The sequence below is a fragment of the Allobosea sp. Root670 genome (genome assembly GCF_001429415.1).
Classification (GTDB): Bacteria; Pseudomonadota; Alphaproteobacteria; order Rhizobiales; family Beijerinckiaceae; genus Allobosea; species Allobosea robiniae.
Genome location: NZ_LMJU01000012.1, coordinates 390,978 through 414,189, shown reverse-complemented (window position 1 = coordinate 414,189; position 23,212 = coordinate 390,978). Strand labels below are relative to the sequence as shown.

The 23,212-nt window shown below is 67.2% G+C and carries 24 protein-coding genes; 12 read left to right on the top strand and 12 right to left on the bottom strand.

The features are described from left to right. Nucleotides 1-4 precede the first annotated feature (4 nt). From ASE61_RS12005 to napE, 5 genes are read right to left on the bottom strand one after another with little or no spacing between them, the layout of a single operon-like run. Nucleotides 5-508, bottom strand: coding sequence for a nitrate reductase cytochrome c-type subunit (locus ASE61_RS12005; protein WP_061967151.1), 504 nt, complete (start codon nucleotides 506-508; stop codon nucleotides 5-7). Continuing rightward, entirely contained in the window at nucleotides 475-2,976 is a 2,502-nt protein-coding gene (napA, locus tag ASE61_RS12000) for a periplasmic nitrate reductase subunit alpha (protein ID WP_061967149.1), read from the bottom strand. The genes ASE61_RS12005 and napA overlap by 34 nt, the downstream gene beginning before the upstream one ends. Beyond that, entirely contained in the window at nucleotides 2,973-3,260 is a 288-nt protein-coding gene (locus ASE61_RS11995) for a chaperone NapD (RefSeq protein WP_061967148.1), read from the bottom strand. Before ASE61_RS11995 ends, napA begins: the two co-directional genes overlap by 4 nt. After that, the gene (gene napF / locus ASE61_RS11990; RefSeq protein WP_061967146.1) at nucleotides 3,253-3,765 is read right to left on the bottom strand and encodes a ferredoxin-type protein NapF; all 513 of its coding nucleotides are present in this window, start codon (nucleotides 3,763-3,765) and stop codon (nucleotides 3,253-3,255) included. The genes ASE61_RS11995 and napF overlap by 8 nt, the downstream gene beginning before the upstream one ends. A gap of 10 nt (nucleotides 3,766-3,775) precedes the next feature. Next, the gene (gene napE / locus ASE61_RS11985; protein ID WP_061967144.1) at nucleotides 3,776-3,970 is read right to left on the bottom strand and encodes a periplasmic nitrate reductase, NapE protein; all 195 of its coding nucleotides are present in this window, start codon (nucleotides 3,968-3,970) and stop codon (nucleotides 3,776-3,778) included. A gap of 347 nt (nucleotides 3,971-4,317) precedes the next feature. Between napE and ASE61_RS11980 the strand changes: the two genes are divergently transcribed. Continuing rightward, nucleotides 4,318-5,010 (top strand): Crp/Fnr family transcriptional regulator, encoded by a 693-nt coding sequence (locus ASE61_RS11980; RefSeq protein ID WP_061967143.1) that lies wholly within the window; start codon nucleotides 4,318-4,320, stop codon nucleotides 5,008-5,010. On the opposite strand, the gene ASE61_RS11975 is transcribed toward ASE61_RS11980, so the two are convergent. The 4 genes from ASE61_RS11975 to ASE61_RS11960 form a co-directional block, all read right to left on the bottom strand. Then, nucleotides 5,011-5,640: a hypothetical protein gene (locus ASE61_RS11975; RefSeq protein WP_061967141.1), complete on the bottom strand. Its 630-nt coding sequence runs from the start codon at nucleotides 5,638-5,640 to the stop codon at nucleotides 5,011-5,013. A gap of 79 nt (nucleotides 5,641-5,719) precedes the next feature. After that, complete coding sequence (locus tag ASE61_RS11970) at nucleotides 5,720-6,157, bottom strand: RrF2 family transcriptional regulator (RefSeq protein ID WP_061967139.1); 438 nt, start codon at nucleotides 6,155-6,157, stop codon at nucleotides 5,720-5,722. A gap of 194 nt (nucleotides 6,158-6,351) precedes the next feature. Further along, complete coding sequence (locus ASE61_RS11965; RefSeq protein ID WP_061967137.1) at nucleotides 6,352-7,557, bottom strand: NnrS family protein; 1,206 nt, start codon at nucleotides 7,555-7,557, stop codon at nucleotides 6,352-6,354. A 210-nt stretch (nucleotides 7,558-7,767) separates the two neighbouring features. Next, on the bottom strand, nucleotides 7,768-8,778 hold the full coding sequence (locus ASE61_RS11960; RefSeq protein ID WP_061967134.1) for a DUF2891 domain-containing protein: 1,011 nt from the start codon (nucleotides 8,776-8,778) through the stop codon (nucleotides 7,768-7,770). 203 nt (nucleotides 8,779-8,981) lie between these two features. On the opposite strand from ASE61_RS11960, the gene ASE61_RS11955 reads away from it, so the two are divergent. Next, a complete protein-coding gene (locus tag ASE61_RS11955; RefSeq protein ID WP_061967133.1) occupies nucleotides 8,982-9,752 on the top strand; it encodes an HpcH/HpaI aldolase family protein in 771 nt (256 codons plus the stop codon). A gap of 37 nt (nucleotides 9,753-9,789) precedes the next feature. On the opposite strand, the gene ASE61_RS11950 is transcribed toward ASE61_RS11955, so the two are convergent. Then, nucleotides 9,790-10,761, bottom strand: a complete 972-nt coding sequence (locus ASE61_RS11950) for a Bug family tripartite tricarboxylate transporter substrate binding protein (protein ID WP_061967131.1) — start codon at nucleotides 10,759-10,761, stop codon at nucleotides 9,790-9,792. 198 nt (nucleotides 10,762-10,959) lie between these two features. On the opposite strand from ASE61_RS11950, the gene ASE61_RS11945 reads away from it, so the two are divergent. From ASE61_RS11945 to ASE61_RS11930, 4 genes are all read left to right on the top strand, one after another. Further along, nucleotides 10,960-11,661: a GntR family transcriptional regulator gene (locus tag ASE61_RS11945; protein WP_061967130.1), complete on the top strand. Its 702-nt coding sequence runs from the start codon at nucleotides 10,960-10,962 to the stop codon at nucleotides 11,659-11,661. Next, complete coding sequence (locus ASE61_RS11940; RefSeq protein WP_061967128.1) at nucleotides 11,651-12,568, top strand: dihydrodipicolinate synthase family protein; 918 nt, start codon at nucleotides 11,651-11,653, stop codon at nucleotides 12,566-12,568. The genes ASE61_RS11945 and ASE61_RS11940 overlap by 11 nt, the downstream gene beginning before the upstream one ends. A gap of 139 nt (nucleotides 12,569-12,707) precedes the next feature. Beyond that, complete coding sequence (gene araD / locus ASE61_RS11935) at nucleotides 12,708-14,441, top strand: L-arabinonate dehydratase (protein WP_061967126.1); 1,734 nt, start codon at nucleotides 12,708-12,710, stop codon at nucleotides 14,439-14,441. Continuing rightward, the gene (locus ASE61_RS11930) at nucleotides 14,441-15,364 is read left to right on the top strand and encodes a 3-hydroxyacyl-CoA dehydrogenase NAD-binding domain-containing protein (protein WP_061967125.1); all 924 of its coding nucleotides are present in this window, start codon (nucleotides 14,441-14,443) and stop codon (nucleotides 15,362-15,364) included. The genes araD and ASE61_RS11930 overlap by 1 nt, the downstream gene beginning before the upstream one ends. Before the next feature lie 3 nt (nucleotides 15,365-15,367). On the opposite strand, the gene ASE61_RS11925 is transcribed toward ASE61_RS11930, so the two are convergent. Beyond that, entirely contained in the window at nucleotides 15,368-16,117 is a 750-nt protein-coding gene (locus ASE61_RS11925; protein ID WP_061967308.1) for an aspartate/glutamate racemase family protein, read from the bottom strand. Between the two features lie 86 nt (nucleotides 16,118-16,203). Between ASE61_RS11925 and ASE61_RS26445 the strand changes: the two genes are divergently transcribed. Both ASE61_RS26445 and ASE61_RS11915 read left to right on the top strand, forming a co-directional pair. Next, entirely contained in the window at nucleotides 16,204-16,806 is a 603-nt protein-coding gene (locus tag ASE61_RS26445) for a hypothetical protein (protein WP_156407064.1), read from the top strand. Between the two features lie 184 nt (nucleotides 16,807-16,990). Beyond that, nucleotides 16,991-18,424, top strand: a complete 1,434-nt coding sequence (locus tag ASE61_RS11915; RefSeq protein WP_061967123.1) for an undecaprenyl-phosphate glucose phosphotransferase — start codon at nucleotides 16,991-16,993, stop codon at nucleotides 18,422-18,424. Between the two features lie 494 nt (nucleotides 18,425-18,918). On the opposite strand, the gene ASE61_RS11905 is transcribed toward ASE61_RS11915, so the two are convergent. After that, a complete protein-coding gene (locus ASE61_RS11905; protein WP_061967120.1) occupies nucleotides 18,919-19,314 on the bottom strand; it encodes a cupin domain-containing protein in 396 nt (131 codons plus the stop codon). Nucleotides 19,315-19,564: 250 nt separating this feature from the next. Here ASE61_RS11905 and ASE61_RS11900 point away from each other — a divergent pair, with 250 nt between their 5' ends. The 4 genes from ASE61_RS11900 to ASE61_RS11885 all read left to right on the top strand — a co-directional run bounded on the left by ASE61_RS11900 (nucleotide 19,565) and on the right by ASE61_RS11885 (nucleotide 23,150). Next, nucleotides 19,565-21,280 (top strand): caspase family protein, encoded by a 1,716-nt coding sequence (locus ASE61_RS11900; RefSeq protein ID WP_061967119.1) that lies wholly within the window; start codon nucleotides 19,565-19,567, stop codon nucleotides 21,278-21,280. 67 nt (nucleotides 21,281-21,347) lie between these two features. Next, nucleotides 21,348-22,295, top strand: coding sequence for a tetratricopeptide repeat protein (locus ASE61_RS11895; protein WP_162260095.1), 948 nt, complete (start codon nucleotides 21,348-21,350; stop codon nucleotides 22,293-22,295). Between the two features lie 89 nt (nucleotides 22,296-22,384). Next, the gene (locus ASE61_RS11890) at nucleotides 22,385-22,642 is read left to right on the top strand and encodes a hypothetical protein (protein ID WP_061967116.1); all 258 of its coding nucleotides are present in this window, start codon (nucleotides 22,385-22,387) and stop codon (nucleotides 22,640-22,642) included. Nucleotides 22,643-22,655: 13 nt separating this feature from the next. After that, entirely contained in the window at nucleotides 22,656-23,150 is a 495-nt protein-coding gene (locus ASE61_RS11885) for a hypothetical protein (RefSeq protein WP_061967114.1), read from the top strand. The last annotated feature ends 62 nt before the right edge of the window (nucleotides 23,151-23,212 follow it).

Genomic DNA, 23,212 nt, shown 5'->3' with positions numbered 1-23,212 from the left:
GCGCCTATGGCTTCCGGCCGATGTCTTTGGCGTCCTGGAACCTATTCTGGACCAGGGGCGGGACATCGGTCTGCTGGACATGGCAGGCCGTGCAGAAATAGCGCCGCGGCGTCACGTCCGAGAGCACCTGCCCGTCGCGGTCCTGGAAATGGGTGACGCTGATCATCGGCGCGCCCGAGCCTTCCGTGAACTCGCGCTTGTGGCAGTCCATGCAGCGATTGGTGTTCAGGGTGAGCTGATAGCCGTCGATCGCATGCGGGATCACCGGCGGCTGCTCGGGATAGTTGCGCATGCGCCGGACATCGTCGACGACCGGGCGGCCGAGCGCCGGCACGCGTTCGAGCGCCATCGGGTCAACCGTCCCGGTCAGGCGCGGCACGATCTTGATCGGGCCGCCCTCCTGCGAGACGGCGGCGCCGAAGGCGAGGACGAGGCCGGCCGCGAGGGCCGCCCCGAGCAAGGTCCGCGAGCGCATCAGCCCGAGACCGGAACGATCTTGACCGCGCATTTCTTGAAATCCGTCTGCTTGGAGATGGGATCGGTGGCGTCGAGCGTCGTCTTGTTGATGAGCTGGCTGGCGTCAAACCAGGGCACGAAGACCACGCCGGGCGGCATGCGGTTGCGCCCGCGCGTCTCGACGCGGGTACGCATCTCGCCGCGGCGCGAGATCAATCGGATCTCGGCGCCCTGGTTGAGCCCGCGCTTGCGGGCATCTTCCGGATGCATGAAGCAGCGCGCGCCGGGGAAGGCCTTGTAGAGTTCCGGCACCCGCATCGTCATCGAGCCGGAATGCCAGTGCTCCAGCACGCGGCCGGTGACGAGCCAGAGATCGTATTCGGTGTCGGGCGATTCCGCCGGCGGCTCGTAGGGCACCGCAATGATCCGGGCCTTGCCGTCCTTGTTGCCGTAGAACTCGACGCCCTTGCCCGGCTTCACATAGGGGTCGAGCCCCTCGCGGTAGCGCCAGAGCGTCTCCTTGCCGTCGACCACCGGCCAGCGCAGGCCGCGGACCTGATGGTAGAGATCATAGGGCCCGAGATCGTGGCCATGACCGCGGCCGAAGGCGGCATATTCCTCGAAAAGCCCCTTTTGCGCGTAGAAGCCGAAGGCCTTCGCCTCCCGGTTCTCGTAGCCCGGATCGATCTCGGAGACATCGAACTTGTCGACATTGCCGTTGCGATAGAGCACGTCGAACAGGGTCTTGCCCTTGTAGTTCGGATTGGCGTCGAGGATTTCAGCCGGCCAGACCTCGTCGGTGGTGAAGCGCTTCGAGAACTCCATCAATTGCCAGAGGTCCGAGCGCGCCTCGCCCGGCGCATTGACGAGCTGGTGCCAGACATGGGTGCGCCGCTCTGCATTGCCGTAGGCGCCCTCCTTCTCGACCCACATCGCGGCGGGCAGGATCAGGTCGGCGGCCATCGCCGTCACCGTCGGATAGGCATCGGAGACGACGATGAAGTTGTCGGGGTTGCGATAGCCCGGATAGGCCTCGTTGCTGCTGTTCGGCGAGGCCTGCAGGTTGTTGTTGACCTGGATCCAGTAGAAATTGAGCTTGCCGTCCTTGAGCATCCGGTCCTGCTCGACGGCGTGGTAGCCGGGCTTCTCCGGGATGATCCCGTGCGGGACGCGCCAGATTTCCTCGGCATGCTTGCGATGCTCGGGATTGGTCACCGTCATGTCGGCCGGCAGGCGATGGGCGAAGGTGCCGACCTCGCGGGCGGTACCGCAGGCCGAGGGCTGGCCGGTCAGCGAGAACGGGCTGTTGCCCGGCTCCGAAATCTTCCCCGTCAGCAGATGCAGGTTGTAGACCATCTGGTTGGCCCAGACGCCGCGCACATGCTGGTTGAAGCCCATGGTCCAGAGCGACATGACCTTGCGTTTGGGGTCGGCATAGAGCTCGGCGAGCTGTTGCAGGAAACCGGGCTCGACCCCGGTCAGCGCAGAGACCTTCTCGAGCGTGTAGTCCTTGACCGAGGCCGCGAAGGCGGCGAAGTCGATCGGCGTCGTCGCCGTGACATCCTCCGCCTTGCGTGCCTTGACCTCGCGCGGATCATCGGGGCGCAAGCCGTAGCCGATCTCGGTCGCGCCTTTGACGAAGGTGGTGTGCTTCTCGACGAAATCGGTGTTCACCCGCCCGGTCGAGATGATGTGGTTGGCGATGTAATTCAGGATCGCCAGGTCCGTGCCCGGCTTGAACACGATCGGGATATCGGCGAGGTCGGAGCTGCGGTGGGTATAGGTCGAGAGCACCGCGACCTTCACATGCGGCTGGCCGAGCCGGCGGTCCGTCACCCGCGTCCACAGAATCGGGTGCATCTCCGCCATGTTCGAGCCCCAGAGCACGAAGGCGTCGGCATGCTCGAAATCGTCGTAGCAGCCCATCGGCTCGTCCATGCCGAAGGTGCGCATGAAGGCATAGGCCGCCGAGGCCATGCAGTGGCGGGCGTTCGGGTCGAGATTGTTGGAGCGGAAGCCGGCCCGCATCAGCTTGGTCGCGGCATAGCCCTCGAAGATCGTCCATTGGCCGGAGCCGAACATGCCGAGCGCGGTCGGCCCCTTGGCCTTGAGCGTTTCCTTGGCCTTGGCGGCCATGGTGTCGAAGGCCTCCTCCCAGGACACCGGCGTGAACTCGCCGTCCTTGGCGTAGACGCCGTTCTTCTTGCGCAGCAGCGGCTGGGTCAGCCGGTCGTTGCCGTACATGATCTTGGAGAGGAAATAGCCCTTGATGCAGTTCAGGCCGCGATTGACCTCGGCCTTCATGTCGCCATGAGTGGCGATGACCTTGCCTTCCTTGACGCCGACCATGACGCCGCAGCCGGTGCCGCAGAAGCGGCACGGCGCCTTCGACCATTTGATCTGCAGGCTGCCGACGCCGCCCGCAACCGGCTGGGCCTCGGCGGGCACGCTCATATTGGCGGCGAGCGCGGCGACGCCGGCCGCCTGCGCCTTCAGCATCTCGCGACGAGACAGGGTCATGGGATCACTCCGGGGTCGTCGAGGGTTTCGAGGTCTTCGATCTGCTCGAACACCATGTTGGCCGAGAGCACGCCGTCGATCAGGCTGATGGCGGCCAGCCGGTCGCCGATCACGCCGGTGCTGGAGCCTTCCAGCACGATCACGATCTTGCCGTTCTCGACCCGATGGATCTCGGTCTCGGGAAGCTCTGCGATGCTGGCGAGCACGACCTCGATCTTGGCCGGCAGGGCCGAGACGACGGCGCTCGAAATGTGATGGAAGCGCTGGCGCGGACACTCAGGCATGGGCGGCCTCCGCCGAATGCGCACTAACCGCGATGGCCTGTGCCGGGCAGGCGGCGATGCAGGCGCCGCAACCGTTGCAGCGATCGGCCGCGATCTGCGGCAAGGCCGGGCCGCCGGGCCGCGGCCGGAAACGGATCGCGCTCTCCGGGCAGGCATCGCCGCAGCTCTGGCAGACGATGCCCCGTCCGGCGAAGCAATCGGCGCCGACCGCCGCAACGTGCTCGAAGGCCGGGAGCAGGCGATCGAAGACCGGCTCGGGGCAAGCTTCCGCACAGGCGCCGCAGAAGCTGCACTCGCTCTCGGCGAAGCTCAGGATCGGCCGGCCTCCGGCATCCTGCGCGATGATGTGCTGCGGACAGGCCGGCACGCAGGCACCGCAGCCGGTGCAGGCCGCCGCGACCGCAGCCGCGCGCGACCACGGCGGCCGCACGCCTTCAGGCTGCGGCTGCGCGGAGCGGCCTGTCAGGAAACGTCGCCGCCCGAGATCGATGGCATTCTCGCCCATGCCCGCCTCCTCAACGCGGAGGCCCGGGCGGGCCGAGGACGATTTGCGACATCCAGACGAGGAAGCCGTAACCGCCGACGACGCCAACCGCCACAACCGGCCAGATCAGCACGGCCAGCGTCAGGAAGGCGAGGAGTTCGGCGCGACGTGTCGGCTTCTCGGGCGCAGCCTCCGGGCCGCCCGTCTTCGCGGTCTCGATCGTCATCTCCACCCCTTTCGGCCGGCCGCATATCGCACCGGCTCGTGTTGAGAGATTGACTAAAGAGAATATGGATTCCCGGGTGCTGTCCATGTCAAGGGCCACACTGCGCTGCCCTTTCGCAGCCGTCTTTGACATAACGCAAACAAGGTCCGCCGAATGCGACCTATCCGGTCCTGGTGGCCCGGATATTGCCCTTCTTACAACGCTCTGTAATGGGCATCGCCTTTCCTCTGCGGGCCGCCGTGCCGCACTTGAACGCGGCCATCGATTGCAGTCTTATCCGGCGCCGCGCGCCGACGGATCGGGACATCGCGGGCGCCCCTGAACCCGTCCGAAGGAAAGGCTGTCACGTGGGAATGGACCGCAGCGTGCTGCGCAGCGTTCCGCTGTTCGCCGCGATGAGCGACGAGCAGCTCGACCGCATGACGGCGCAGGCCAGCGCACGGCGGGTCCCGCAGGGCGAGGCCGTCTTCGAGCAGGGCGAGACAGCCAAGGCCTTCTACCTTCTGCTGCATGGCCGGCTGAAGGTGACGCAGGTCACGCGCGACGGCCAGCAGATCATCGTGCGCATCGTCCATCCCGGCGACCTGTTCGGCTTCACGCGGGCATTGGGCCGCAGCGACTATCCGGGCACCGCAACAGCGGCGGTCGACAGCCTCGTCGCGAGCTGGCCAACCGAATCCTGGGACGTCTTCGTCGCCGACAACCCGCATCTGGCGATGAACGCGATCCGCACCATCGGCCAGCGTCTGGACGAGGCCCATACCCGCATCCGCGAGATGTCGACCGAGGAGGTCGAGCGGCGCGTGGCCCATGCCGTGCTCAGGCTGGTCGAGCAGGCCGGCAAGCCCGTCGAGGCCGGCCTGCGGGTCGACTTCCCGATCTCGCGACGCGACATCGCCGAGATGACCGGCACGACGCTGCACACGGTCTCCCGCATCCTCAGCGCCTGGGAGGCGCAAGGACTGGTCGAGGGTGGGCGCCAGAAGCTCGTCGTCTGCGACGCACCCGCCCTGAAACGCTTGGCGGAGAACGCCGGCTGATCAGGCCTCGTCCGGCGACCAGTCGTAGAGATGGATCAGCTTCGGATCGTCGGCATGCTCGATCAGCATTCGGCGGACGCGGTCTTGCCAGAGCGCGGCAAAACTCTCGAGCTCCGCCTCATCCGCCTCCCCGGCCACCGCCTGTGGCATCAATCCGCCCATCGCCAACGCATGCGGCACCGCACCCGTATCGATGTCGATCACAACCCCGGCTCCGGTATCGCGGCGGCGCAAAGCCATCGTGCCTTCGATATCGGCGCCGAAATGCAGCAGGTCGCGCCGGGAGAAGCGCTGCGCGGGTCCGATCCCGCCGAAGCCGGTCTCAGGCGCAGCCCCGGTCAGCAGCGTCGCGACCGAGGCCAGGACGCCGGTCGTGCCCTGGTCGCGCTCGCCGCGCATGAAGACCTCGATGCCGCCGCGCTCCGGCATCTCCTCGTCATGGAGATAGCCGAGCCCGTTGAGCACCATCAGATAGGCGCCCGCGACCGCCGGGCAGGAATGGCCGGCCAGCCGCACCGCGTCCTCGTAGCCATATTCGAGGATGCCGCCTTCGCTGGTCCCGAGGAAGGCGGAGAGCGGGTCGCGGACCTTGAGGCGCGGCGCGTCGGCGAAGAAGGACGGGAAACTCATCGCACTCCCTTCGAGCAAGGGGCTGCCGGCCTCGCGGCTTCGCCCCGGAATGATGTCATCGTGTGAAAGCAGCCGCGCGTCAGACCGGTTGCCGGCCAAGGCCGAGGCCGAGGCGCTCCGGATCGGCCAGCAGGTCGGTCAGGGAATAGCGATCGAGCTCGCCGAGGAAGGCTTCCATCGCATCGCTCAGAATGCCGCGCCAGCGATCCCCGCGCAGGACCGAGCGCCCCTCCGCCTCGCCGAAGCACTCGACGATCGCGAAGGCCGGCTCCGTCGCGCGGATCAGCATGCCCAGCGAGATCTCCGCCGGTGCGCGCGCCAGCATCAGGCCGCCGGCACGGCCGCGCACGCCCTTGAGGAAATCCTGCCGGACCAGGAGATTGGCGACCTTCATCAGATGGGTCCGCGAAATGTCATGGGCGGTCGCGGCCTCCTCGACGGTAACCAGCCGCTCCGGATGCGCCGCCGCGAAGACCAGCAGCCTCAGCGCATATTCGCTGAACTGGGTCAGGCGCATGGACGCTGTCCGCGGCAGCCGGGTCGGTTCTCGCCATGATCTGGAAGGAGCACCATCCGACAATCCTGTTCGCGGCGCGGTGAGCCCCCTCGCCCAGGGCACCAGCCTTCTGAAGCACGACGCAGCACATCTCCGGCGCCTCAATACGGCAATCCGCTTCCGCGCGCATCAGCTGATCCTTTACCTTGGCCATTTCAGGCCGGCCCTGCTGCGGAAGCAACCTTCGAACCGAGCCGCGCCCCGGTCAGGACCCGCCAGTAGCTCGCCGCGAATCCGAGGAAGGCCAGCGACCAGCACAGCCCGGCGATATGCAGCAGCGCGACCGGGCCATGCCCGAGCGCCGAGCAGATCCGCGCCACGCTGCCGATGACGACCAGCGCGTAGCAGGCCTGCGTTGCCGCAGTCGCGACGAGCGGGCGCCCGGTATGACCCAGGCTGGCCCGCGACATCACCGCGAGCGTCACGGTGCCGAAGGCGCCGGCTGTCCAGGCATGCAAACCGGCGCCGGGGCCGACCAGCCCGAAGCTCCCCGCTGCCGAGAGCGCGAAACCCAGCGGCACGAAGGCGTAGCCGACATGCAGGATGACGAGCAGCGGATTGCGCCAGGTGCGATCGCCCGCCCAGCGCGCGAGCCTGACGGCATGGAGCACGGCCGAGAGCACCAGCGCGATGCCGCTCGCAAGCGTATTCGGCAGGACAACCCAGAGGCCGAGTGCGAACGCGCTCGCCGCCAGCACGATCTTGTCATAGCCGCCGAACGGGATCGGCAGGCGCCCTGCCCCGCGCGGCGCCAGCCAGTTGCGCGTGAAGCTCGGCACGATACGCCCGGCGATCAGCCCGACCAGCATCAGCACGGTGGCGATGGCGAAGCGGCGGGCATAATCGGCCCCACCCGTCAGCGCCGCTTCGAGGTGGAAGGCGAGATTGGCCGCGAGCAGCAGGCCGATCAGCACGACGACCTTGAGATTGCGCCAGTTGCGGCCGGCGACGACCTCGCGTGCAGCAGCACCAGCCAGCAGGATGAGGAACAGCGCATCGATCGCCATCGCGAAATGCCATCCGATCAACGCCGAAGTCGCGACCGCGACACGGCCGGCGATCCAGGCGAGAACCAGCACGAGCAGCGGCGCGCCCTGCACCGGCAATCGCCCGGTCCAGTTGGGAATGGCCGTCAGCAGAAAGCCGCCGACCGCGGCCGCCTGATAGCCGAAGAGCATTTCATGGATATGCCAGTCCACCGGCGCGAAAGCCGTGGGGATGGCGAGATGGCCGGTGACGAAGCCGAGCCAGACCAGGATCGTCAGCCCGGCCTGCAGCGCAGCCAGCAGGAAGAGCGGCCGAAAGCCGTAAGACAGCAGCGCAGGTCCGTCATAGGCCTTCAGCCTCGGAATGGGCGCCATGCTGGCTTCTCCTGGCGTAACCGGGCGCGGCGGATCGTTGCGCGCCCGCCCCCCTTGGCGTCGCGACTTTAGCCGCTGGGCGGATCGCCTATTTGCGAAAACGCAAACTCTGGGTTGATCGCTAAAAGCGCTGCGCCGGCGCCGATCCTTCCGGCGCATGAGATCCCTTATGTTCCCTGCCCGGCGTGGTTCGGAGCCGCATCGACCGGCTTACCGCTCCTCGATGGCGAGCACGGCGAAGGTCGCGAGCCAGTGCTCGCCCATATAGTCGCCCGCGATATGCGGCAGCCCGGCTTCGAGATGCAGCCTTGCGGCGTTCGCTATGACCGGGCGCCGCACGTCCCATTCCGGCAGGGCTGCGGCCAGCGCGCTCCAACACCAGGCCCGGCTGAGATTGAGCCCGTCGAGATGCGCGATCTTGCCATCGGTCCGGTCGGTCACGGTCGCCGGCGTGAACAGGATCGCCGGCTCGCTCTGCGCGATGCGCGGCAGGAAGCGCTCGAACCAGGGCAGGAACTGTTCCGCCGGCAGCAGGCGGCGCATGCATTCCGCCTCGATCAGCGCCGAGGACTGGAAATCGTCGCCGCTCGGCTCGCCCCAGGCCGGGCAATCTGCGTCGGCGCCGTACCAGCGCAAGGCCGTCTCGCGCAGCAGGGTGAGGAAGGCGCCATCCCCGGTCGCATCCGCGTAATCCGCCGCCATCCGCAGGCCGAAGGCGGTGTTGAAATGCGTGCCGACCCGCACGGGATAGGTCGCGATCGGCAGGAAGTCGCGGAAGCGCTGGGCGAAAGCCTCGGCGAGCGGCGCCAGCGCCCGGCCCCAGCGCCCGTCATCCAGCCCCCGCAACTCAGACGCGAGCTTCAGCAGCCAGCCCCAGCCATAGGGCCGCTTGAAGCCGCGTGCCGTCGGCTGGGCGAGATAGGCGCATTCGACCGCGATCTTCTCCGGAACGAGCTGTTCGTCGAACAATGCGACGATATCGGCAGCGGCTTCCATCTGCGGATGGCGCCGCAGCAGGCGCGCCAGCATCCAGTAGCTGTGCACGCAGGAATGCCAGTCATAGCTGCCGTAGAACACCGGATGCAGCTCGCTCGGCGTCCGCGCGTCCTGCGGCCCGGCCAGGGTATGGTCCGGCTTGTTCGGATATTCGCGGCGGACATGACCCAGTGCGATACGGGCGAAGCGCTGGGCGATCTCTTCGGTGAGCGAGGGGGTGGTCATGGCGTGGCTTGTCTCCGATGCCGCGCAACCTACCAGCGATTCGGCCATCGCAAAGCGCCATGCGTCATCGAGGTGCAACCCCGCCATCTCCTCGCGTCGGGTTCCTTCATCGCTTCGGTCTGGTCTAACAAGGATGGCGCGCTCCACGCCGGTTTCGATCGGCTCGGCAGCGTCGCCAACCATTCGCCCGAGGGGAAAAAGCCGTGGACCTGCCTGCCAACGCCTTCAAGGCCGCGCTGAAGCGCGGCGAGCTTCAGATCGGATTGTGGAGCAGCCTGTGCAGCCCGATCGTGTCCGAGATCATCAGCCAGAGCGGCTTCGACTGGATTCTGGTCGATACCGAGCACTCCCCCAACGAGCCGCCCGACGTTCTCGCCCAGTTGCAGGCCCTGAAGGGTGGCACGGCGACCCCGATCGTCCGCCCGGCCTGGAATGACGCCGTGCTGCTCAAGCGCCTGCTCGATATCGGCGTGCAGGCCGTGCTCGTGCCCTTCGTCCAGAACGCCGAGGAGGCACGCAAGGCCGTTGCAGCCTGCCGCTATCCGCCTGCCGGCATCCGCGGCATCACGGTCAGCGGCCGCGGCAGCCATTACGGGCGCGTGCAGAACTACCTGAAACGCGCCGATGGTGAGATCTGCGTGCTGGTGCAGGTCGAGACCGGCGAGGCGCTCAGCCAGATCGAGGCGATCGCCTCGGTCGATGGCGTCGACGGCGTCTTCATCGGCCCGGCCGATCTCTCGGCCTCGCTCGGCCATATCGGCAACCCCGGCCACCCGGAAGTCCAGGCCGCGATCCAGGATGCGGTGAAGCGCCTGACCGCGCTCGGCAAGCCGGCCGGCATTCTGACGCCGTCCGAGGCGGATGCGCGCCGCTATATCGAATGGGGCTATCGCTTCGTCGCCGTCGGCTCCGATCTCGGCCTGATAACCAAGCATGCCGACGCGCTGGCCAAGGCTTTCGCCCCGCAGCGCTGATCGGCGGAACCTGAAGCCGGGGCGCTCGCCCCGGCCCTCACTCGATCTTCACGTTCGCCTTCTGCGCGACCTCGGCCCAGCGCCTGGTTTCGGAGGCGATATGGGCGGTGAACTGCTCCTGGCTCGATCCGACCGGATCGACACCGAGCTTCTTGAGCTGTTCGATCACCGCCGGTTCCTTCATGATCGCCTGCGTCTCCGCCGAGAGCTTGGCGACGATCTCCTTCGGCACCGCCGACGGCGCGAAGAAGCCGTGCCATGAGCTGGCATCGTAGCCCGGAATGAACTCCGACAGCGCCGGCAGGTCCGGGGCGACCGCGAGCCGCTTTGGCGTCGCGGTCGCGAGCGCGCGGATCTTGCCCGCCTGCACATGCGGCCAGGCGATGGTGATGTTGTCGAAGGTGATCTGGATCTGGCCGGAGAGCAGGTCCTGCGTCACCTGCCCGCTCGACCGATAGGGCACATGCACCATGTCGGTGCCGGTCGAGACCTTGAACAGCTCGGCCGCCATATGGGTCGAGGTGCCCGCTCCGGACGAACCGAAGGAGTACTTGCCGGGGTTCTTCTTCAGGAGCTCGATCAGCTCCGGCACGGTCTTGGCCGGCAGGTCGATATTGACCATCAGGATGTTCGGCACGCTCGCCACCTGCGAGATCGGCGCGAAATCCTTGATGTGGTCGAAGGGCAGCCGGGCATAGACGGCCGGGTTGATCGCATGGCTCGACACCGTGCCCATGGTCAGCGTGTAACCGTCGGCCGGAGCGCGCGCCACGGCAGCGACGCCGGTATTGCCGCCGGCGCCGGGCCGGTTCTCGACGATGAACTTGCCACCGAGTCGCTGGCCCAGCCGATCAGCCAGGATGCGCCCGAGCAGGTCGGTGGTGCCGCCGGCCGCGAAGGGCACGACGATGGTGACGACCTTGCTGCCGGGATACTCGCCCTGCGCGAAGGCGGGGCCTGCCGCGGCGAGACAGGCGGCGGCGATGACGGTCCTGCGTGTAATGCTCATCGGTTCGTTCCTCCCGTTGCGGCCAATCCGCTCGCACCTCGTGGCGGGCGCTTACCCCCAAGCGATAGCACAGGATTGCGAGTTTGAAATCTGAAATTTCAGATTGCCGCACACAGCGCTTTGTGCTGTCTTGATGGCTCATGGCGCAGGGCCGACCACCGCGACGAGGCGGTTTCGGCCGCGCGCCGCGGAAGAATCATGTTGCAGCCTGCCGTCGAACCTGTCGCTCCCGATCTGCTGCGCTCGCTGCGCGAGCATGTCCACGAGCGCCTGCGCCGCGCCATCGTCGCCGGGCGCTTCCGCAATGGCGAGCGGCTGAACGAACGCCATCTCGCGGAGATGCTCGGCGTCAGCACCACCCCGGTGAAGGACGCGATCCGCAAGCTTGAAAGCGAGGGGCTGGTCAGGACCGAGGCGCGGCGCGGCGTCTTCGTCGAATTCTCCCCCCGTCAGGCGCTGGAGATGGCGCTCGGCCGTGCCGCGCTCGAAAGCGTCATGGCCCATATCGCGGCGAACCATCTGACCAAGGTCGGCGCAGCCGAGCTCGGCCAGCTCATCGCCCAGATGGAGCAGGCCACCGAACATGGCGACCTCGAAGATCTCGTCGCGCTGAACGAGGCCTATCACCGCGCGATCCATCGCATCTCCGGCTGCACCTATCTGGAACGCCGGCTCGACGGCCAGCGCATGTACGACCATGCCCAGCGCATCGCCCTGCACTCTGAGCTGGATGAGCGCCGCCGCGGCTTCGAGGAACATCGGGACGTCTACGAGGCGCTGCTGGCACGCGATCCCGCGCTCGCCGAACTCAGGATGCGCCGTCACATCGTCCGCTCGGCGAAGGCCCATGTACGATTGGTCTTCGGCGCGGATGCGGAGGGACTGGACTATGACGAATGACAAGGTACGCCGCGCGCTGCGCGGCATTTCCGGCGTCCATGTCACCGCCTGGAAGGCGGATGGCGAAGCCGACTGGGCGCTGACCGGCAGGATCGTCCGGCGCATCGCGGAAGCCGGCATCCATAACATCGTCTCGGCCGGCAATACCGGCGAATTCTATCCGATGACGACGGCCGAGGTGGAGCGCTCGCACGCCATCGCTGCCGAAGCTGCCGCCGGCAAGGCGCTGGTCACCGCCGGCATCGGCCGCTCGCTGCGCGAAGCCGTGACGACCGGCAAGCTCGCGGCCAAGGCCGGCTGCGATGCCGCGATGGTGCATCACCCGCTCGACCCCTTCGCGGCGCCGCAGTCCCAGGCCGACTACATCCTCGCCATCGCCGAGGCGCTGACGATCCCGCTCGTCGCCTATATCCGCTCGGACGCGATCGGCGTGAAAGACCTGATCCGGGTCGCGACCCACCCGAACGTCGCCGGCGTGAAATTCGCCTCGAACAACATGATGCTGCTCGCCGATTGCGTGCGCGAGACGGAAGGCTCTTCCGCCAACTGGATCTGCGGCCTCGCCGAAGGCTGGGCCGCGCCCTTCCATGCGCTGGGTGCGCGAGGCTTCACCTCGGGCCTGATCAATGTCGCGCCGGAACGCTCGCTCGCCGTCTGGCGCGCTCTGGAAGCCGGCGATTACGACACGGCGCGCCGTGAGGTCGATGCCATCGCCGGCTTCGAGAAGCTGCGCACCAAATATGGCAACGGCGCCAATGTCACCGTGGTGAAGGAGGCGCTCGGCCTGCTCGGCACGGATGTCGGCCCGGTCCGCCTCCCCGGCCTGCCCGAGCTGAACGAGGCCGAGCGGGCGGAGCTGCGCGGCATCGTGTCGGGCTGGGGCGCAGTGAAAGCCGCAGCTGAGTGATAGGCCGTCATTCTCGGGCGAAGCATAGCGCAGCCCCGGGAATCTCATGACAAGATGACACTGGTTTCCGAGATGATCGGGTCAAGCCCGATCACGCCTCCGGCACCGGTTAGAACGACAAGAATTCGAGGAAACGCCGATGTCCACCCGCCCCCGCAAGACGCCCGAGACCCTGCGTAGCTGGCGCTGGTTCGGGGCGAGCGACCTGCGCTCCTTCGGGCACCGCTCGCGGGCCTTGCAGATGGGGTTCGGCCATGAGGAGTTCATGGGCAAGCCGGTCATCGGCATCATCAATACCTGGTCCGAGATCAACCCGTGCCACACCCATCTGCGCGACCGCGCCGAGGCGGTGAAGCGCGCGGTCTGGGCGGCCGGCGGCTTCCCGATCGAGATCCCGGTGATGTCGGTTTCCGAGCAATATCAGAAGCCTACGACCATGCTCTACCGCAACTTCCTGGCGATGGAGACCGAGGAATCGATCCGCTCCCACCCGCTCGACGGCGCCGTCCTTCTGGGCGGCTGCGACAAGTCCACGCCGGCCCTGATCATGGGCGCCTGCAGTGCCGGCCTGCCCTTCATCTTCGTGCCGGCTGGGCCGATGCTGCGCGGCAACTGGGCCGGCAAGGTGCTGGGCTCCGGCGCGGACGTCTGGAAATACTGGGCCGAGAAGGAAGCCGGCAACATCACCGACAGCGACTGGAAGGACATGGAGAGCGGCATCGCCCGCTCCTACGGCACCTGCATGGTGATGGGCACGGCCGCGACGATGATGAGCCACGCCGAGGTGCTGGGCCTCACCCTCCCCGGCGCCTCCGCGATCCCCGCCGCCGACGCCGCCCATCCCCGCATGGCCGCCGCCGCCGGCAAGCGCATCGTCGAGATGGTCTGGGAAGACCTGACGCCCGACCAGATCCTGACCCGCAAGAGCTTCGAGAACGCGCTGACGGTGCATATGGCCGTCGCCGGCTCGACCAATGCGATCATCCATCTCGTCGCCATGGCCGGCCGTGCCGGCGTGCCGCTGACGCCGGATGATTTCGACGCCTTCTCGCGCAATGTCCCCGTCGTCGCGAACCTGCGCCCCTCCGGCGATTTCCTGATGGAGGATTTCTTCTATGCCGGCGGCCTGCCCGCCCTGCTGAAGCAGCTCGAAAGCAAGCTCCACACCGATGCGATGACCGTGACCGGCAAGCCGATCGCCGAGACCATCGCACTCGCCAAGGTTTATGACGACAACGTCATCCGCCCGCTCGACAAGCCCGTCTCGACCGCCAACGGCCTCGCCGTGCTCAAGGGCAACCTTGCGCCCGATGGCTGCGTCATCAAGCCCTCCGCCGCCGAGCCGCGGCTGCTCAAGCATTCCGGCCCGGCCCTCGTCTTCGAGCATTACGATGCGATGATGAAAGCCGTGAACGACGAGAATCTCGACGTCACCGCGGACCACATCATGGTGCTGAAGAATTGCGGCCCGGTCGGCGGCCCCGGCATGCCGGAATGGGGCATGCTGCCGATCCCGAAGAAGCTCCTGAAGCAGGGCGTGCGCGACATGCTCCGCATCTCGGATGCCCGCATGTCCGGCACCAGCTACGGCGCCTGCATCCTCCATGTCGCGCCGGAGGCCTATATCAAGGGTCCGCTCGCGGCGGTGCAGACCGGCGACATCATCAGCGTCGATGTCGAGGCGCGCAACATCTCGGTCAATCTCACCGAGGCCGAGATCGCCGCCCGCCTCGCCGTCTGGACGCCGCCGGACCGCGATTATCCGCGTGGCTGGGGCAAGATGTCGGCGGCGCATATCCGCCAGGCCGACAAGGGCTGCGATTTCGATTATCTGGAGGGAACGGCGAAGGTGCCAGAGCCCGAGATCCACTGATGCAGGATATCCGCGACATCGGGCGCATCGCCGTCATCGGCGCGGGGCTGATCGGCAGTTCCTGGGCCGCGCTCGCCATGGGCCATGGCCTGAACGTTTCAGCCTACGATCCCGCGCCCGGCGCGGAGGAGAAGTTCCGCCACACGGTCGAGCGGGCGCGCGAGCAGCTCGCCGAGCTCGGGCTGGCCAATACCGGCCAGTATCAGTTCACAAATGATCTCGATGAAGCTCTGCAAGGGGTTGATTTCGTTCAGGAGAACGGCCCCGAAAACGAATCCGCCAAACGCGCGCTGCTCTCCCGTCTCGATGCGGAGCTGCCGCCTGAGATCATCATCGCCAGCAGCACCTCGGCCCTGCTGCGCAGCACGATCATCGCGGATTGCCGGAACAAGCGCCGGGTGATCGTCGCCCATCCCTTCAACCCGCCTCATCTCGTGCCGCTGGTCGAGATCGTCGGCGAGGATGAGGCGATCGTCGATCGCGCCGCCGCGTTCTATCGCAGCCTCGACCGGCGCCCGGTCGTCCTCCAGCGCGAGATGCCCGGCCATGTCGCCAACCGGCTGGCTTCCGCGCTCTATCGGGAGGCGGTTTACCTGGTCGAGCAGGGCGTCGCCAGCGTCGCCGAGATCGATGCCGCGCTCTGCAACGGCCCCGGCCTGCGCTGGGCCCTGATGGGGCCGCACATGACCTATCATCTCGGCGGCGGCGAAGGCGGCATCGCCGGCTATCTCGCCCATCTCGGGCCGAGCCAGGTCCGGCGCTGGGAATCCCTCGGGACGCCTTCCCTCGACGAAGACGTCCAGCAACGGATCATCGAGGGCGTGGCGGAGGAAGCCGCGGGGCGCACGATCGCGCAGCTCGAAGAGCGCCGCGACGAAGGGCTGCTGGCGCTGCTGCGCGCCCGCAAGCTCGTCAGCGAGTGACGCTCAGCCGAAGCGGCGCGGTCGCAGGCCGGCGTGGAACCAGCTGATCAGCGAATAGATGTCGTAGACCGGCAGCCCGGTCGCCGCCTGCACATCGGCCGCATAGGGCGGCATGTTCGTGCATTCCAGCACGATGGCGCCGATATCGGGGTGGCCGGCGACGAGATCGAGCGCCGCCTGCACCACGTCCTGCCGGGCGAGCGCGACATCCATGTCGTCCTTCTCGGCCTTGATCAGGACGCGGAAGAATTCGCGCCCGTTCTCCGTACCGGTGACGGGCGTGTCGAGGGGCACCCCGGCCGCCTCGAGATGCGCCGGCGTCAGCGTCGCCGCCGAGACCGTGACGATGCCGACGCGCTTGCCGGGCGGCAGCGTCGCCTGCACCCAGGGCACCTGCATCAGGGACGAGGTCGCGACCGGCACGCCGACAGCCGTCGCGAGCTCGCGCTGGAAGAGCGAGAGGAAGCCGCAATTGGTGGTGATCGCCTCGGCGCCGAGCCGGACGAGATCGCGCGCCGCCTCGATGAAATCGGGCAGCAGGCCGGCAGCGCCCTTGAGCACGACCTTCTCGGGGCTGGCCCCGCCGACGACGCGGTACAGCACCGGGAAAGGCCAGGTCGTGCCGTTGCCCATGTCGCCGGGAATCCGCGGGAAGCGCGCCTCCAGCATCAGGATGCCCAATGGAACGCCATAGATCGCCTTGCCGCCCCGCGCGATCCGCCCCGCCGCAGACGCTGTCGAAATCTCGGTCATCAAGCCTCCCATCTGCCGATGTGTCAGCAAGCTAGAGCATTTTCGGGCGAAGTGGGCATCGGTTCGCATGTGGAAAATGCGACTGTATGAAAATCGGGAGCAATCCCGCGATTCTCAGGAAAAGCCGATGCGGGATCACAGGCCTGGATGCCCGAAAAGCCCATGAAGAGAAAATTCATAAGGCCCGGCCAAAACTCTCGCCGCCGCCATTGCTTCGTCGTTTTTGCATTGTCATAAAACTGGCTTTCGCGCGCTTCTGCCGGCGCTGGTCCCGGTCTCGCCTGCCCGTCTCGCTGTTCGTCCGGAGCCCGGCCTTGATTCCTTCGCTTGAAAAGCTTCGCCGCCTTGCCGCGTTCGCGGGCTGGGCCGCGCTGCTGACGATTCTGTTCTCGACGCTGTCGCCGCTGGGAGTGCGCCCGCATATTCCGCTGCTGGGTGCGGATCTTGAGCGCTTCCTCGCCTTTTTCGCAGCCGGCGCGACCTTCGCCTTCGCCTATCCGCGGCAGCGCTGGCTCGTATTGGCGGGTATCGTCGCCCTCGCCATCGGCCTCGAATGGCTCCAGACGCTGGAAAAGACCCGCCACGGCCTGCCGCATGATGCGATCGTGAAGGTCGCCGGCGCAACGCTCGGCAGTATCCTCTCCGCCACCTTCGACACGATGGCGCAGCGCTTCCGCAAGCCTGCCTGATTCATCCTGGCACAACCTGTGCCGGCACGCTGTCGGCACAGGCTTCCTTGTCCCCAAGAAAGCCCTCACCTGCGCCAAACTGGCCCGCATCGCCGCGGCATGCGCCTTGCCACTCTGCTCCCACCATGCTCCAGACCGGCACATCGTGCCGCGACGGAACATGCGCAAGCCGGGCGGGAGAGAGATGAGCGTCAATGATCTGAGCGATATGCCGCAGGCTCTGCGCGACAATTATGCGGGTCTCGGGCGGCTTTGGCTCGGCCCCCTGACGGCGGCCTGCGATGCGGCAGTTGTCGCCTCCCTCGTCTATGCGGTGTCCTTCGCCTATCACCTCGGCGCGACCGGCCTGCCGGGCGTCGACCGCTCCACGCGGGAGCTGGCGGCGATGCTCGCGACGCTGTTCGTCTTCGTCAATCTGATGCGCGGACGCTATCAGATCGCGAATTACCTTTCGGCACGGGGACAGATGGGTTCGGCCTTCGCCGTCTGGAACATCACCCTCGTCGCCTTCCTGGCCCTGCTGTTCCTCGCCAAGATCGCGGACCATTATTCACGCATCGTGATGGTCGCGACCTATCTCTGCGGCATCCCCGTCATTGCGCTGTCCCGCTCGGCCGTCGTCCGGCTGGTCGCCGCCGGCAGCCGGAGCGGACGGATCACCGCCGAGCGCGCCTTTCTCATCGGGCGGGAAGCGAACATCATGTCCTTCGTTTCACGGCACAAGCCCTGGCATATGGGCTTCGCAGTCACCGACGTCGCCTTTCTGAAATCGGGCGGCGAAGCTGCGCTTGCCGCCGATCTCACAGCCGCCGTCGCGAACTGCCGGATGACGCGACCGGACGCGGTCTTCATCGCCGTCCCCTGGTCCGAGCAGGAAGCCATCACGGCCTGCGTCGACGCCTTCATGAACCTGCCGGTCGCGATCCATCTCGCGCCCGAGCCGATCATGGAGCGCTTCGGCAATGCGCATGTCGTGCATACGGGCACGCTGTCGAGCCTGCGCTTGACGCGCCAGCCGCTCTCGACGGTGGAAGTCGCAGCCAAGCGCGCCTTCGACATCGTCGCCGCCTCCTGCGGCATCATCCTGACCTTGCCGCTCCTCCTCCTGATTGCGGTCCTGATCCGGCTCGATTCGCCCGGTCCCGTGCTCTTCCGCCAGCGGCGCTACGGCTTCAATCAGCAGGCCTTCCGGATCTTCAAGTTCCGCACGATGACCACCACCGATGACGGCAAGGTCGTCGTTCAGGCCAAGCGCAACGATCCCCGGATCACGCGCCTCGGCCATCTGCTGCGACGCTACAACCTGGACGAGCTGCCGCAGTTCCTGAACGTCCTCGCCGGCGACATGTCGCTTGTCGGCCCGCGCCCCCACGCGCTGGCACATGATGTCGAATTCGAGCGCAAGATCGCCAACTATGCCCGCCGCCACAATGTCAGGCCGGGAATCACCGGCTGGGCACAGGTGAACGGCTTCCGCGGCGAGACCGATACCGACGCCAAGATGGCCGGGCGCGTCGCCTATGACCATTGGTATATCGACAACTGGTCGTTCTGGCTCGACATCCGGATCCTGTTCCGGACCGTTCTGAGCCGGAAGGCCTTCGCCAACGCCCGCTGAAGCATCGGCCTGAAACGTGGCATGCGGTTTTCGGAAGAAGCCGGTGCAGGATCAACGGCCGGGATCATCGGGTCGCGGCGGCGAGGCGCGTGGCAAGCGCATGGCAGCCCGCCCCTGATCGGCGAACCGGAAGGCCGCACCGGCACCCGGTCAGGCGAAATGGCGCCATACGGCGCGGCCGAGCCAGAAGCCCCAGCCGGCGAGAAGCGCGATGACCAGCAGCGCCGCCCCGACGAGCAGGGAGCGGCCGATCACGATGCTCGCGATGCTTTCGGAATTGGCCGGTTCATTATCGTTCGCCGCTTGCGGCCGTCGGCCGAAGCCGGGGGCGTGAACAGGTGCGGGAAACCGTTGCACGCGTTCGGGTCGCATGACTCTCTCGTAAGGTTACGCAGGCGTTAAACCACGCATATATCAATGATCCAATTCGCAACAAAATAAAAGCACAAGATACGAGCGCTCCCCAACAGGCGCGTCAATGACCGCGACTGTCGCTACCCGCCATATTGGGTGTCGGAGACCTGCTCCATCCAGTCGACGGCCTTGCCGTCCTGAACCTCCTGGATCGCGATATGCGTCATCGCCGTGGCCGGAGAGGCACCGTGCCAGTGCTTCTCCCCGGGCGGGAACCAGACCACGTCGCCGGGCCGGATTTCCATGATCGGCCCGCCCCAGCATTGCGCGCGGCCGAGGCCGGCCGTGACGATCACCGTCTGGCCGAGGGGATGCGTATGCCAGGCCGTGCGGGCGCCGGGCTCGAAGGTGACGCTAGCGCCCTGGACGCGCTCGGCCGCATGCGCATTGCAGAGCGGATCGATCCGAACCGCTCCGGTGAACCAGTCCGAGGGCCCCTTCCCGGAAGGCCGGGAGCCTGCGCGCGTGATGTCCAATGAACTGCTCCTCGCTCCGATCCGGATTTTCGAGGAGCATGCCGCCGCCGCGACCGGGAATCCAGTGCGATGAAGCCTCTGTCGCCGCCGCGCGTATCAGGCAACCTTGCGAACAGCCCGTGGCGGCCCTGGGAAGCACGCCAAAAACCACCTCGGGATGGCACGCCTCGCTCCGCCCTTCCCGCATTCACGCACGGCATCGTTCAAATGAAGGAAGCCAGCGGGAGGTCCGGCCTGCATCCATCGGACGATGGCAAGAGATCGCCCTTCATGGATCGCCTGGATCGCCGGCACGCTCCTGTCGGCCTTCTCTGCGATCGTCCTGCCCGCGGCCGCTCTGGCGAAACAGCTCGCCTTCGTCGTCGGCAACGACGCCTATCAGGAGATCTCGCCGCTGAGCGCCGGCGTCAACGACGCGCGGGCGATGAGCGCCGCCCTGAAGCGCGCCGGTTTCGAGATCGAGCTGGTCGAGAACGGCACGCAGCGCCAGATCAGCCGCGCGCTGGCCGCCATCGAGGGGCGCATCGCCCCCGGCGACACCGTGCTCTTCCATTATTCCGGCCACGGCTTCGAGATCGACGGCCAGAACTGGCTGCTGCCGGTCGACGTGCCCGCTGCCCGCGAAGGTGAATCCGGGCTCGTCAAGGACGCCGCCTTCAACGCCGCCGAGATCATCGACCGCCTGCAGGCACGCGGCGCCGGCACCGTGGTGGCCATTCTCGATGCCTGCCGCAACAATCCCTTCGCCCGCCCCGGCACGCGCGCGCTCGTCGGTTCGCAGGGGCTCGCCCGCATGGATGCCTCGAACGGCGTCTTCATCATGTTCTCGGCCGGCTCCAAGCAGCAGGCGCTGGACAAGCTCTCGCCGAACGATCCGGCGGCGACCTCGATCTTCGTCCGCAGCTTCCTGCCCCTGGTCGAGCGCACCGACCTCACCTTGATCGACATCGCCAAGGAGACGCAGGCCAAGGTCCGTGACCTCGCCCGCAGCATCGGCCACGAGCAGATCCCGGCCTATTACGACGGCATCGTCGGCCGCGTGAACCTGACCGGCGCGCTGCCGGCCGCAAAGCCGGAGCTCCTCGCCCAATCCGATGCGCCGGCGCCTCGACAGCCCCGGCCCGGCGCCGCCGAGGACGTCTTCTGGCAATCGATCGAGGGCAGCATGCAGCCGGCCATGTTCGAGGCCTATCTCGCACAGGTCCGCGGCAACACCTTCAGCGGCACCTACCGCAAACTCGCCGAACTGCGTCTCATCGCGCTGCGCGGCGGCGCGCCCTCCCCGCCGGCCCGCACCGAGATGGCGCCACCGAAGCCGCCTCCGGCCGCCTCGTCCCCGGCGCCATCCAGCGATCCCGATGTCGCCGCCTGCGACCGCACTGCCGCCGACAGCCGCGACACCGAGAAACCGGCCGACATCGCTGGCGGGGAGTTGAGCGCCGGCAACACCATCCAGGCCATCTCCGCCTGCTCCCGGGCAGCCGACGCGCAGGCGCCGCCCCGGCGCGTCTTCTACCAGCTCGCTCGCGCCTATGAGGCGAACGGCAACCGCGTCGACGCCACCCGCTTCCTGCAGAAGGCAGCCGATCTCGGCCACCCGCTCGCCCTTTACACCTTGGCCGACAAGCTTCTCGCCGGTCAGGACAGGCCCCGCGACGCATCCCGCGCGCTCGCCCTGTTCTACCGCGCCGCCGATGCCGGCATCAGCGGCGCGGTCGTCCGCATCGGCCTGATCTATGCGAATGGGCAAGGCACCGGACGCGACCATGCCAAGGCCGTCGCCTTCTACAATCTCGCGCTCAAGCTTCAGGAACCGACGGTCTATCCGGAGCTGGCCGCCGCCTATCTCAACGGCCGGGGCGTCCTCAAGGATATCGGCAAGGCCTGCGAGTTGTTCAGGCAAGGTGCAGCGGCTGGAAACGCCGCCTCCATCGCCGGGGAGAAAGCCAATTGCGCCGGGCGATAGCGCCGCCGATCGCCCGCAGACGAGACGCCGGCACGGAGCCGGCAAGCCGATGCCGAAGGAAGCAGCCATGTCGTCCACACGTTCCCTCGCCCTGATCCTGACGGCCCTGGCAGGCGGCACGCTTCCCCTGGCCGCCGCCCCGGCACCCTTGCGCATCGCACAGGCGCAGCTCTCGGCCGAGGACATCTTCTGGCAGAGCATCCAGTCCAGCAGCGATCCCGCCATGTACCAGGCCTATCTCGACCAGGTCGGTGCTGGCCGCTTCACCGGCATCTACAAGGCCTTGGCCGAGATCAGGATCGCGAGCCTGAAGGGTGCTGCCCCCATCCCGAAACCCGTCGACCAGGGGTCCGGTCGCGCCGTCGTCATCGGCAATGCCGATCCGACCGCCGGCTCCTCCGCCGAATTGGAGGCCTGCGACCGTGCCGCGGCCGCTGCGGCCGATCCCGAGAAGCCGGCAAGCGTCCCCGGCGTCACCTTCGCGGCGATCGATGCCGGGGCCGCCATCCGCGCCTGCCGCAAGGCGGTGGATACGGCTGGTGCGCCGCGACGCGCCTATTTCCAGCTCGGCCGCGCGATCCAGAAAAGCGGCAACACCGCCGATGCGGTCACCTATCTGCGCAAGGCGGTCGAACTCGGCCATGCCGGGGCGATGCACGATCTCGCCAGCATCCTGCGCCGCGGCGCCGCCGGGGTGAAGCGCGATTCCGGCCTCGCCATGGCGCTCTACGAGCGTGCCGCCGGAACCGGGCTCAACGAATCCCTGGTCCAGCTCGGTGCGATGTATGCGGAGGGCAGCGGCGTCCGGCGCGACTATGCCAAGGCGCGCGACTACTATCAGCGCGCCATCGCCGCGAAGACGCCGGGCGCCTACACCAACATGGGCGTGCTCTACGCCAACGGCCAGGGCGTGCCGCGCGACCGCACCAAGGCTTGCGAATACTGGCGCGAAGGCTCGACGCTGGGAGACGAAGTCGCCGCCAGGAACCTGAGGCGTTCCTGCCGCATGCGCTAGTAATAAAATTCAACGATCTCATCCACTTGGATGACTTATTTCGAACGGAGGAAGCGTAGCATCTCCCCCTTCACAGGAGAGATTCCGCCATGCAACGCCATGATTTTCTGATCGCCCTCGCCGGGCTTGTCGCCAGTGGCGCCACCGCAGCGCTGACAGCGCCTGCCGAAGCTGCGCCGTCGCGCCTGTCCCTCGACCAAGCCCTCGCGGCAGCCCCTGAAACCGACGCCGAATTCTCGCTGCTGGTGGGGCGCCTCACCCACCGTCGACGCGCCGGCGGATGGTGGCGCCATCGCGTCGCCGCCGCGCGCCGCTGGGGGCGCCGCGGACGGCCCGGCAGGCGCTGAGGCCCGTCGCGCCATGGTCGCGAAAGCCGTCGAAGCGTTGGAGCGCGTCCTCAAGGCACATGGCCCGGGCGTGCTCCAGTCGCTCGCCTTCGACCATTACGACAAGGAAACCCGCAAGGAGGTTCGCAAGGGCCGCCTGCAGAAAGCCGGCCGCGGCGCAGCCGACGACGCTCATAATACGGGGCGCGCCCTCGACATCATCATCTACGCCTGGGAGCCGCCCAACTTCGAGAAATGGTCGAGCGAACGCGAGATCGGCTATCGGCTGGTCGATGCCTTCCTGCGCTGCCAGAAGGACATGGCCTGGAACCTCATGGTCTATGACCAAGGTGAATGGGATGCCGAGGGCATCTACAAGACCCGGTTTGCCAAGCCGACCGCCAAGCCCATGGACCGGATCGCCTTCGAGCACCTGACCCATATCCACATCCAGTGGCCGGCGAAGGGCGAGGCCAAGAACAATACGGATTGGGAAGCCATCCTCATCGCAGAATTGCACAACATCTGAAGCGCAGTCGCCCCGATGAGGGCGGCGTTGTTCCGGGGGATGCCCGCAACGACGCCGCCCTT